Genomic DNA, 2,002 nt, shown 5'->3' with positions numbered 1-2,002 from the left:
GAGGTTAGTCGTCGGCAGCGTCAGATGTGTATAAGAGACAGATACAGTGTTTTCAGACTTACTTGCCTCTTCAGCCGGTCCGAAAACTGTCACGTGCTGTGTTGCAAAGTCTCCACTATCATCATAAGCAATTACTTTTATGTCCTGCTTACCACGGTTAAGGTTTTTAGAAAGTGTAGCCGTACTACCGAAAACGTTCCTTAATTCGCCGTTGATGAACCATTCATATCTAACCATTTTTCCATCAGTATCATCACATTTATTGGTAAAGCTCCAGCTTAGGTTGGTTTCCGTGTAGCTCAATGTACAATTAGGCACTGCGTTTTTAACGACATCAAACTCAACAGATGCTGAACCTCTCTGTCCAAGTTTACTAACAACATCAATTGTAATCTCGTATTTCTTTTCTTTTAAACCCGAGATCAGTTGAGCCCAATAATTTTTGCCGCTGGGTATTACTTCACCGTTCACCTTGTATGTGACCGTATCTATCGAGTCCGCCGAATGAGATAGCTTGATGTTTGACCTTAAGGTTACATCGAGTGGAGCTCTCATATATTTGTTAGAGAACTTGGGTGTCATCTCAACGTTCATTGGCGTTTGTTCATCGACAACAAAGGTATTTTCGATACGCTGTTCATTGTTTCGGTTATCTTTGAAAACAACCATCAATGTATATTTGCCAGGATTTTCAATTGTAAATTCTTTGGTGTCACCTTCATCTTTAGTGATTACCAGATTCTCTTTGTCGTAGATCCATTCACGGGAATAAGTAACACCAGGATAGTCTCCATCCTTAATACCGCTCAACGCAACGCGTAGGGTGGTCGGTGCCATGTCGTATTTAAGTTTGGAGCTTATTTTCATCTCGGGAAATTTATAAACCCACGATTTGACAGAAACTCTACGGGTAGAAACCGTATTCTCCTTATTGTCCGCTAACCATGCACTGTATTCAAAAGCAGCATATCCCTGTTTATCCAACATTTGCTCAGTAAGGGTAACAGACAGTGAAGAGCCCTTAAATGTCTGGCCATCCGGTGTTTTCCATTCTTCAACTACGTTATTACCATTCTGGTACTTACTGTTAGGGTTCGTGAACTTACCTTCCAAAGTAACTTTTTGACCAACCTCTACCTTTGAAACCCCCGTTACCGAGACAGAAAGGCGCTTGGGTTTTGCGGCTGCCAACCGAGCAGACGTTTCCTTCCATGAAGACTCCTCTGCCAGTTCATCGGAATCAAGGTAACGCATCCGGGCATAAATCGTAGACGGTAGGGTATCAGCTGAAGCCACAGTGTAAGTTGTATCTCCCTGCACCCAGTTGACTTTATCCTCTGACCAGAGAACCTCAGCGGTGCCTGCTGGTATAGGTTCATCGTTATCAAGCAGGGTTACAGGTATATCTGAGCCCTGAAGAATGTCTGTAACATCTATACTGAGCTTAGGCTGCTTGTAGGTAACTACCGTTAAGGCATCTGTGTAGGAAATCTTGGATGTGAATTTATTAGTCATTTTTGCCCTATAAAGCCACTTTCCTACTTCTGTCTTTTTGATACTTACACTTCTCTTTCCGGTCATGTCGGAAAGCATGGTCCAGGTTTGACCATTATCAGAGGACTGCTGCCATTCGGTGGGGGCGAGTGCATCAGAGTTAGCCGTACTGGCAGATTTGAAGCTTACCAGAGTACTAAGTGGGATCCTTCCGATAATAAGGCTTTTCGACAGGTTACCCTCCAGTTCCTCACCTTTATAGATTCGAATGCCTACAGCACTGGTCTCACGTTTCATTTCAAAATCAGAGAATGGCGATCTGACCTTAGCCACACCAACCAGACGCATATTACCCAGATCCATATTTTCAATTTTAATCTTGGTTTCGACAATGCCCGCATCATTGACCTGACCTGCCCCCACGATTAGATACAACGCTCAGTTAGTAACGTCGGAATCTTCATTCTCAGAATGACCCTTTCTCCAGCCCGCTGCAAATTCAGACGGT

1 pseudogene is annotated in these 2,002 nt (G+C 43.5%); it reads right to left on the bottom strand.

Annotation, left to right across the window (positions count from 1 at the left end):
• Positions 1–1,902 (bottom strand): annotated as a pseudogene (locus ACNQ0W_RS25010) (hypothetical protein); the annotation flags it as partial.
• Between the last annotated feature and the right edge of the window lie 100 nt (positions 1,903–2,002).

It is taken from the genome of Enterobacter cloacae complex sp. 6730903 (assembly GCF_048283985.1).
Classification (GTDB): Bacteria; Pseudomonadota; Gammaproteobacteria; order Enterobacterales; family Enterobacteriaceae; genus Enterobacter; species Enterobacter hormaechei_C.
Note: the sequence above shows the minus strand (reverse complement) of the source record. Positions and strands in the feature narration are given on the sequence as shown.